The organism is Streptomyces phaeochromogenes (assembly GCF_001418655.1).
Lineage (GTDB): Bacteria > Actinomycetota > Actinomycetes > Streptomycetales > Streptomycetaceae > Streptomyces > Streptomyces phaeochromogenes.
This window is the reverse complement of sequence record NZ_LIQZ01000245.1, coordinates 1-9,399: the sequence shown is the minus strand read 5'-3', so window position 1 is coordinate 9,399 and position 9,399 is coordinate 1. Positions and strand designations below refer to the sequence as shown.

The 9,399-nt window shown below is 71.1% G+C and carries 6 protein-coding genes; all 6 read right to left on the bottom strand.

What is annotated here, in order from left to right:
* Positions 1–290 precede the first annotated feature (290 nt).
* Complete coding sequence (locus AOK17_RS29815) at positions 291–2,108, bottom strand: outer membrane protein assembly factor BamB family protein (RefSeq protein ID WP_055615673.1); 1,818 nt, start codon at positions 2,106–2,108, stop codon at positions 291–293.
* A gap of 213 nt (positions 2,109–2,321) precedes the next feature.
* Positions 2,322–4,130 carry an ABC-F family ATP-binding cassette domain-containing protein gene (locus tag AOK17_RS29810; protein WP_055615672.1) on the bottom strand — a complete coding sequence of 603 codons (1,809 nt, stop codon included), beginning with the start codon at positions 4,128–4,130 and terminating at the stop codon, positions 2,322–2,324.
* Positions 4,131–4,303: 173 nt separating this feature from the next.
* Complete coding sequence (locus AOK17_RS53640; protein ID WP_055615671.1) at positions 4,304–6,313, bottom strand: sensor histidine kinase; 2,010 nt, start codon at positions 6,311–6,313, stop codon at positions 4,304–4,306.
* Positions 6,314–6,396: 83 nt separating this feature from the next.
* Complete coding sequence (locus AOK17_RS29800; protein ID WP_055615670.1) at positions 6,397–7,176, bottom strand: MHYT domain-containing protein; 780 nt, start codon at positions 7,174–7,176, stop codon at positions 6,397–6,399.
* A gap of 332 nt (positions 7,177–7,508) precedes the next feature.
* Positions 7,509–8,432, bottom strand: a complete 924-nt coding sequence (locus AOK17_RS29795; protein ID WP_055615674.1) for a 4-(cytidine 5'-diphospho)-2-C-methyl-D-erythritol kinase — start codon at positions 8,430–8,432, stop codon at positions 7,509–7,511.
* A gap of 11 nt (positions 8,433–8,443) precedes the next feature.
* Positions 8,444–9,304: a 16S rRNA (adenine(1518)-N(6)/adenine(1519)-N(6))-dimethyltransferase RsmA gene (gene rsmA / locus AOK17_RS29790; protein ID WP_055615669.1), complete on the bottom strand. Its 861-nt coding sequence runs from the start codon at positions 9,302–9,304 to the stop codon at positions 8,444–8,446.
* Between the last annotated feature and the right edge of the window lie 95 nt (positions 9,305–9,399).

Genomic DNA, 9,399 nt, shown 5'->3' with positions numbered 1-9,399 from the left:
GCCCCGGTGCCTGCGGGTAGCCGTAGCCCGGCTGCGGCTGCTGCGGGGGCCCGGCGGGCGGAGTGGCCGGCGGCGGGGTGGGCGCGCCGAAGCCACCCGGAGGCGGGTCCTGCGGGGCGCCGAAACCGCCTCCCTGGGGCGGCTGGTTGGGCGGCGGGGGCGGCGGCTGACTCATGACGTGTGTACCTCGGATACGAAGGGGACGAAGGTCTGGTGGCCGTGGACGGGCCGGACGGGACGAGCGTGCAGGCCGTGCTGGCCGTGCGAGCCGTGCGGGAGAGCCGGCCCGGTCATTTGCCGAAGGCCAGCATCAGCTTCTCCTTGGACTCGTCGTTGCCCGTCAGGCGAGTGGTGGAGAGGTAGAAGCGCCCGTCCACGTAGTCGACGGCCTTCGAGAAGAAGCCGTCCTCGATGTCCGCGGTGCCCTGCGGGTTCTGCAGGAGCTTCTTAGGCGTGTGCGAGCCGCCGCCGGTCGGGATGGAGACGACCCGCCCGCCCGCGTCGTACGAGGGCTGCACGTAGGCAATCAGGTTCGCGCCGTCCAGCTTCATCGGCATCATCGCCTCGTCCGCGGGGGACTTGACCCGCCACTTCTCCTTGCCGCTCTCCAGGCTGATGGCGACGATCTCGTTGGCGCCGCTCTTCGCCTCGGTCGGCAGGTAGAGGGTGTTCGCGTCGGCCGCGACACCCTCGCAGCCCTGGAGGTCGCGCGAGAGGATCGCCCAGCCGCACTCGGGCGCGAACGACTCGTCGACGTCGACCTCCGAGCGGACCGAGCCGTCGTTCTTCAGCGTGGTGATGTTCCACTGCTTCTTGTCGGCGTTGGTGAGGTAGATGACGGCGGGGGCGACGGAGTAGGTCCGCTCCACGCGCCAGCCCTTGGGGAACTTCTTGGTCCACTTGGCCTTGCCGGTGGCCGGGTCGAGTTCCTGCACCTCGTCGTGCTCGTCGTCGCCGCCGGCCCCGCAGGACGAGACGGCGAGCAGCTTGGCACCGCCGGTGAACGCCGACGGGAAGCAGGAGGCGCCGTACTTCTTCTTGTCGTAGAGCTTGTCGCCGCTGGTCACGTCGTAGCCGACGCCGGACATGGAGCGGCCGACCATCAGCGTGTCGCCGACGATGTTCAGGCTGAGGCTGAGGGCGCTGTCGAAGAGGTCGCCCTCCGGGATCTCCTTCGTCCAGCCCTTCTTGCCGGTGGCCAGGTCGAGTTCGACGACCTGGTTGCACTCGGCGGTGTCCTTGGTGCCTTCCTTGTACGCCACGAAGACCTTGTCGGCGGACGTCTTCTGCTGGGACACCGCGCAGATCTTCTCCGGGAAGGAGACCGCGGGCCAGGCGACCTTGCCGTCGTCGACGTTGTAGGCGAAGACCTCCTTGTACGCGGCCTTCACGGCGACCTTGTCGGTGACCCACAGGCCGGGGGCATCGGCGCCGGAACCGGGCGCGTCGGGCGCCTCCTTGTACCAGAGCACCTTCGACTCGCCCGCCTGGCGGCCCTCGTTGAGGTCCTCGCTGCCCTCGTTGCCGTCGCCGTTGCCGTCACCGGGGTTCACCGGGGCGTCCGAGGCGGGGGCCTTGCCGTCCTGGCTCTTGTCGGCGACGGGCTTCTTCTTGGAGTCGTCGCCCCCGCCGGAGACGGCCAGCACGGTGCCGCCGATGACGAGCGCCGCGGCCAGCGCCGCCCCGATGATCACCGCGGGCTTCCCCTTGAAGGGGTTGCGCGAGCCACCGCCCGGCGGCGTCCCGGGCGCACCCGGGAACTGCGGCTGCTGCGGATACCCGTAGCCGGGCTGGCCGTACGGCCCCGGCTGCTGCGGCTGCCCGTACGGGCCGGGCTGGGTGTACGGACCCGGCTGCTGGCCGTACGGACCCGGCTGGGTGTAGGGGCCGGGCTGCTGCGGGTATCCGTAACCGGGCTGCGGCGGGGTCCCTGGAGCGCCCTGCGGAGGCGGCGGCGGAGTTCCCGGCGGCTGGGCGGGCGGCGGAGGCGTGGCTCCAGGCGGCGCCTGCGGCGGACCGAAGCCGCCCTGTGGCGGCTGGCCCTGCGGCGGCTGGTCCTGCGGTGCTCCGAACCCGCCCTGCGGCGGCTGGTTGGGCGGCTGAGTCATCAGCGCGTTCCCCCTCTTCACTGATTTTTAGCCATGCCCTGCAGTACGCACCGCAGTAGGCGATGCACTCACAGTGGTTGTCAGACTGCCCAAGAGTGTTCTCGGACGGCTCTTTCTATCACCATGACGCACTCGAACAAGGGGCCGGTTCCTCCCCTGTTCCCAAGGGAGGACCGGCCCGTGATGCCCTCGTTATGCTCCTTCACGGAGCCTTCACGCCTCGTCTGCGAGCTCCAGCCACCGCATTTCCAACTCCTCGCGCTCAGTGGCCAGTTCGCGCAGGTCGGCGTCCATTTTCGCCACCTTCCCGAAGTCCGTGGCATTGTCGGCGATTTGGGCGTGCAGCCGGCTCTCCTTGTCGGAGATCTTGTCCAGCTGCCGCTCGATCTTCTGGAGTTCCTTCTTCGCGGCGCGGGCGTCCGCGGCGGACACACCGGACTTCTCGGCCGACTGGACGGGCGCGGGGGCCGAGGCCGCCGCTGCCTCCTCCATCTTGTGGCGCCGCTCCAGGTACTCGTCGATCCCGCGCGGCAGCATCCGCAGAGTCGCGTCGCCGAGGAGGGCGAACACCCGGTCCGTCGTGCGCTCGATGAAGAACCGGTCGTGGGAGATCACGATCATCGAACCGGGCCAGCCGTCGAGGACGTCCTCCAGCTGCGTGAGGGTCTCGATGTCGAGGTCGTTCGTCGGCTCGTCGAGGAAGAGGACGTTCGGCTCGTCCATCAGCAGACGCAGCAGCTGCAGACGCCGGCGCTCACCGCCGCTCAGGTCACCGACCGGCGTCCACTGCTTCTCCTTGTTGAAGCCGAAGGTCTCGCAGAGCTGGCCCGCGGTCATCTCGCGGCCCTTGCCGAGGTCCACGCGGTCACGCACGGCCTGGACGGCCTGCAGCACCCGCAGCGTCGGGTCGAGCTCGGCGACCTCCTGGGAGAGGTAGGCGAGCTTGACGGTCTTGCCGACCGCGACCCGTCCGGCGACGGGCTGTGTCTCGCCCTCGGAGAGCGCCGCGTCCCTCATGGCCCGCAGCAGGGAGGTCTTGCCCGCGCCGTTCACACCGACGAGACCGATCCGGTCGCCCGGGCCGAGCTGCCAGGTCAGGTGCTTGAGGAGCACCTTGGGTCCGGCCTGGACGGTGACGTCCTTCAGGTCGAAGACGGTCTTGCCGAGCCGGGTCGAGGCGAACTTCATCAGCTCGCTGCTGTCCCGGGGCGGAGGCACATCGGCGATCAGCTCGTTGGCGGCCTCGACGCGGAAGCGCGGCTTTGACGTACGGGCGGGCGCCCCGCGCCGCAGCCAGGCCAGCTCCTTGCGGACGAGGTTCTGCCGCTTGACCTCCTCGGTGGCGGCGATGCGCTCCCGCTCGGCCCGGGCGAACACGTAGTCGGTGTAGCCGCCCTCGTACTCGTAGACATCGCCCTTCTGCACGTCCCACATGCTCGTGCAGACCTGGTCGAGGAACCACCGGTCGTGGGTGACGCAGACGAGCGCGGACCGGCGCCGGCTCAGATGCTGGGCGAGCCAGGAGATCCCTTCCACGTCCAGGTGGTTGGTGGGCTCGTCGAGGATGATCAGGTCCTGCTCCTCGATGAGCAGCTTGGCCAGCGCGATCCGCCGCCGCTCACCGCCGGAGAGCGGTCCGATCACGGTGTCGAGCCCCTGCGGGAAGCCCGGCAGGTCGAGACCCCCGAACAATCCGGTGAGTACGTCCCTGATCTTGGCGTTGCCCGCCCACTCGTGGTCGGCCATGTCCCGGATGACCTCGTGGCGGACGGTGGCCTCGGGGTCGAGGGAGTCGTGCTGGGTGAGCACGCCGAGGTGCAGGCCGCCGGAGTGCGTGACCCGCCCGGTGTCGGGCTCCTCCAGCTTGGCGAGCATCCGGATCAGTGTGGTCTTGCCGTCACCGTTGCGGCCGACCACCCCGATCCGGTCGCCCTCGGACACGCCGAGGGAGACTCCGTCGAGCAGCGCACGGGTTCCGTACACCTTGCTGACTGCCTCGACATTGACCAGATTGACGGCCATCGCACTCCTGACAAGGGGGATCGATCGACCTTCCAGGGTAGTCGCCCGAAAGGTTGATCCTTCCGCGCGTCCACTGGGCGGCTCCCCCCAGCCCCCAGCCCCCAGGGGCGCGGGGAACTGCGCACCGAGCCACATCCCACCCGCAGACGACACACGCCCTGGCATCGGAAGGCCTACTGCCTCCGCTGGGGCGGTATCAGCGCAGAAGCCGGGGCCAAGGAGCGACCCCCCGCCCCCGACTCGGCCAGAGCCCGGTCATGCACAGGCATGTCGTCCCGGACGAGGTTCTCCGGGATGAGGACGGCCGCCGTGACACCCCCGCTCCCGGAGGACCGCAGCTCGACACTCACCCCCTGCCGCTCGGCCAGCCGGTTCACCACGATCAGCCCGATCTGCTTGGCGTCCAGCAGATCGACCTTCTCGGACCGGATCTTCCGGTTGGCCTCGGCCATCGCGTCCTCCTTCATACCGAAGCCGCTGTCCTCGACCTCGATGAGCAGCCCGCCCCGCACCCGCGCGGCCCGCAGCTGCACCTGCGTGCTGGGCGGCGAGAAGGCGGAGGCGTTCTCGACGAGCTCGGCGAGCAGATGGATGACGTCGGCGACCGACCCGCCCGCGACGGAGACACGGGGCGTGGCCCAGATCCGTACGCGGGAGGCGTTCTCGATCTCCGCGACGGCGGCGCGCAGCACCTCCGACAGCGGGATCGGATCGCGCCACCCACGGCCGGGCGCGATGCCGGACAGGATGAGCAGGCTCTCGGAGTGCCGCCGCATCCGGGTGGCGAGGTAGTCGATCCGGTACAGGTCCTGGAGCTCGGCCGGATCGCGCTGGCGCTGTTCCATCCCGTCCAGCAGATCGAGCTGGCGGTGCAGCAGGACCTGGCTGCGGCGCGCGATGCTGACGTACACGCCGGAGATGCCGCTGAGGAGTTCGGCGCGCTCGGAGGCGGCCTTGAGGGCGGCCCGCTGGACTGCGGTGAGGGCGGTGCCGACCTGGGCGAGTTCGCCGCCCGCGAGGCGTCGCATGGGTGCCTCGGCGTCGATGTCGACGCCCTGCCCGGCGTGCAGCCGCCGCATGGCCTGCGGCAGCCGGCGGCCGGCCACTTCGAGGGCGGAGTTGCGCAGGTCGAGGAGTTCGACGATGAGCCCGCGCCCGACGAGCACGGAGACGAGCAGCGAGAGCAGTACGCCGACGAGGCCCAGGGCGACGGCGACGCCGGAGGCGCCGAGCGTGTCCCAGCCGAAGGCGTTGACCTGCGAGACGGCGGCCGTTCCGGCGCTCTTCTCGGCCTTGGCCAGCCCGTCCAGGACGGACTTCGCGGAGCCGTCCCACTGCGTGAGGAACCCCGCCGACACGGCCGAGGCGCCGGGCCCGGCGCTGCGCACCCGGTTCTCGATGGCCTGCAGGCTCTCGTAACTCCCGCTCTGCAGAACGGTGTTGTACGCGGACCGGTGTCCGGGCCGGAGATCGGCGACGGCGGGCGCGAGCAGCTGGCGCTGGGTCGCGACGGCGCCGACGAACAGCGCGTACTGGTCCTTGGTGAGCGTTCCGGCGGCCCGGCCGGCGGCAAGGATCGCCTGTTCCTGGGCCAGCGCCTCGCGGGCACGGGCGAGTTCGAGGACGACCCGGGCCTCCGAGGCGGAGCTCGTGCGCTCCTCGCCGGTGAGCGCGCCGGAGACGGCGAAGGCGTGCTCGATCATCGTGGAGTACGCCGTGTGGAGGTCCGTGACCTTCGCACCGTCGCCGGATGCCTCCGCACGCAGCCCGGCGAGGCCTTCCGCGTCGGTCTCCAGGCGGTCGATGCGCCCCGGCAGCACGGAGTCGAGCAGCCCGGCGTCGGCGCTGCTGGCGTTGGCGCCGTCGAGGAGCTTCTTCGCGGCGGCGTCGGAGGTCCGGCCGGCGGCGCGCAGTTCGGCGGGGTCGCCCTTGCCGGGGGCGGCGGCGTACCGCAGGGCGGCGGTCCGCTCGGCCTGTACGGCGGTGACGAAGGCGTCGACGGGGACGAGGAGTTCGGCGTTGACCTCCTTGGCCCGCTCGGTGGCGCCGATGCTGGAGGCGGTGGTCACCGCGGCGAAGCCCCACAGGGCCATCAGCGACACGATGGGGAGCATGAGCAGGGAGACGATCTTGGCTCTGACCGATCGGGGTCGCAACCGGTCGGGCGTGCGTCGGACACGCATGGGGACACCTCGTTCAGGGAGGGGTGGGACGAGCGGCGGCCGGTCCGGAGGGCGGTTGCGGTCGCCCGCTTCGGGCTGCCGGCTCAGGCGGTGGAGAGCTCGACCTGGCGCAGGAGTTCGGCGGCCACGGCGGACTCGGCGCGCTTGCCGGTCGGGGAGAGCGCGACATACGCGGCGGCCAGGAAGAGGAAGGAGCCGAGGACGACGGCGAGGGGGAAGATGAACTCCGTGGCGGTCGCGCCCGCCAGGGCCGCGCTGCTCGGCGCGAGGGAAATGCTCACGGCGTACATCGCGGTGTAGTGCATGCTGCTGACCGCGAGGCCCATCACGAGGGCTGCCGCGGTGGCGACGACGGGCCCGCGTACGACGAGGCTGAGCGTGAGCGCGGCGGTCGCGGCGACGACGGCGATCGCGACCGAGGCGATGACCAGGGTCGGGTCGTACTTGACCGTGCCGTGCAGGTTGAGCGCCGCCATGCCGATGTAGTGCATGGCCGCGACGCCGAGGCCGGTGCCGAGCCCGCCGAGCAGCACGGCACGTACGCGCGAACGGCCGTAGCCGGCGGTGAACACGCCCGCGCCGACGACGAGTACGGCGACGACCAGGCTGAGCACGGTCAGTGGGACGTCGTAGCGGATCGGCGTGCCGTCGACGCCGAAGCCGAGCATCGCGACGAAGTGCATGGTCCAGATCCCGGAGCCGATGGCGACCGAGGCCAGCACCAGCCAGTTCCGCTTGGAGGCACCGTCCGCCTCAAGTGCCCTGACCGTGCACCGCAGTCCGAGTGCCGCGCCGACGCAGGCCATCGCGAAAGACAGGACGGGAGTGACCCATCCGGCGCTGAAGTGGTCCATGTGACCCATGGGGAAACCCCTCTCGCCCGCCGCACGGCCTGACCGTACGCACGGAAGTACCGCCGGTAACAAGACACCGGAGGCGGCCGATAATGCCAGCCCGAGCTGAGCGGCGGACCAGGACGAAAGGGGGTCAGCCGGGAGATAGACGTGAATTGAACTACGGTGACCTGCATAACACTTGACCTGCATTTATATGCAAGCGACAGGGCCGGGCGGAATCCGCCGACTACCTCCACACGGCCCACACAGGCAGGCCTGGAACCGGTAACTCCCTTTGTGTAAGCGGTTTCCGAGGGAACCTTTCAAGCCACCCGTTGCGGCACGTGCCGCAACGCCCGTCAGAGCACGACGGCCCCCAGCACGGGCCCCGCGGCGACACGGGCGTCGCGGCAGGTCCCGGAAGCGACGAGCGCATCCGCGACCTTCACCGCCGCCTCGGCGTCACGCACGAGGAACGCGGTCGTCGGCCCGGACCCCGACACCAGCGCGGCCAGCGCCCCGGCAGAGGTACCGGCGGCCAGCGTCAGGGCCAGCGAGGGCCGCAGGGACAGCGCGGCGGCCTGAAGGTCGTTGGAGAGGGCGGCGGCGAGGGCCGTGGAGTCACCCTTGGCCAACGCCCCGAGCAGCCCGCCGGAGGCGACCGGCTCGGGCACCTCCACCCCTTCGTTGAGACGGTCGAACTCCCCGTACACGGCAGGCGTCGACAACCCGCCGTCGGCGACGGCGAACACCCAGTGGAAGGTCCCCCCGACCTCCAGGACCCGCAGTTTCTCCCCCCGCCCGGTCCCGAGCGCCGCACCGCCGACCAGGCTGAACGGCACGTCGCTGCCCAACTCGGCGCAGATGTCGAGGAGTTCGTCGCGCGAGGCCCCCGTACCCCAGAGGGCGTCGCACGCGAGGAGCGCGCCCGCGCCGTCGGCGGACCCGCCCGCCATGCCTCCGGCCACGGGGATGTCCTTGGCGATGTGGATGTGCACACGGGCCTCGCGCCCCGTCCTCGCGGCGAGCTTCTCCACCGCGCGGGCCGCCAGGTTCGTACGGTCCAGGGGGACCTGGGAGGCGTCGGGCCCTTCGCAGGTCACGCGGAGGGTGTCCGCCGGGGTCACGGTGACCTCGTCGTAGAGGCCGACCGCGAGGAAGACGTTGGCCAGGTCGTGGAACCCGTCGGCGCGGGCACCACCCACCGCGAGCTGCACATTGACCTTGGCGGGGACCCTTGCCGTCACGCCCGTCACGCCCGTCACGCCCGTCACGCCCGTCATGCCCGTCACGCTCACTGCTTGCTCTCCGCGATCCGTGCGAACTCCTCGACCGTCAGGGACTCACCGCGCGCCTGGGGCGAGACGCCGGCCGCGACGAGGGCGGCCTCGGCGGCGGGGGCGGAACCGGCCCAGCCGGCGAGCGCGGCCCGCAGGGTCTTGCGCCGCTGGGCGAAGGCCGCGTCCACCACGGCGAAGACCTCGCGCTTGGAGGCGGTCGTCTTCACCGGCTCCTCGCGCCGCACCAGCGAGACGAGCCCGCTGTCGACGTTGGGCGCGGGCCAGAAGACGTTGCGGCCGATGGAGCCCGCCCGCCTGACGTCGGCGTACCAGTTCGCCTTCACGGACGGCACGCCGTAGACCTTCGAGCCGGGCGGGGCGGCGAGGCGGTCGGCGACCTCCGCCTGCACCATCACGAGCGTGCGCTCGATGGTGGGGAAGGTGTCGAGCATGTGCAGGAGTACCGGGACGGCGACGTTGTACGGGAGGTTCGCGACGAGGGCCGTGGGGGCGGGGCCGGGGAGTTCGGTCACCTGCATGGCGTCGGAGTGGACGAGCGCGAAGCGGTCCGCGCGGGTCGGCATGCGGGCGGTGATCGTCGCGGGGAGCGCGCCCGCGAGGACGTCGTCGATCTCTACGGCGACGACGCGCTCGGCGGCCTCCAGCAGGGCGAGGGTCAGGGAGCCGAGTCCCGGACCGACCTCGACGACCACGTCCTCGGGGCGGACTCCTGCGGTCCTCACGATGCGGCGCACGGTGTTGGCGTCGATGACGAAGTTCTGGCCGCGCTGCTTGGTGGGTCGTACGCCGAGGGCTTCCGCGAGCTCGCGGATGTCGGCGGGACCCAGGAGGGCGTCGGAGGTGGGGCTGCTCACGCCCCAAGGGTACGGGTGAGATCGGGCAGGCCTGTTTTTCGCCCCCGCCGCCCCTACCCATTCCCATCCCTGACTCAGGGGCTCCGCCCCCGAAC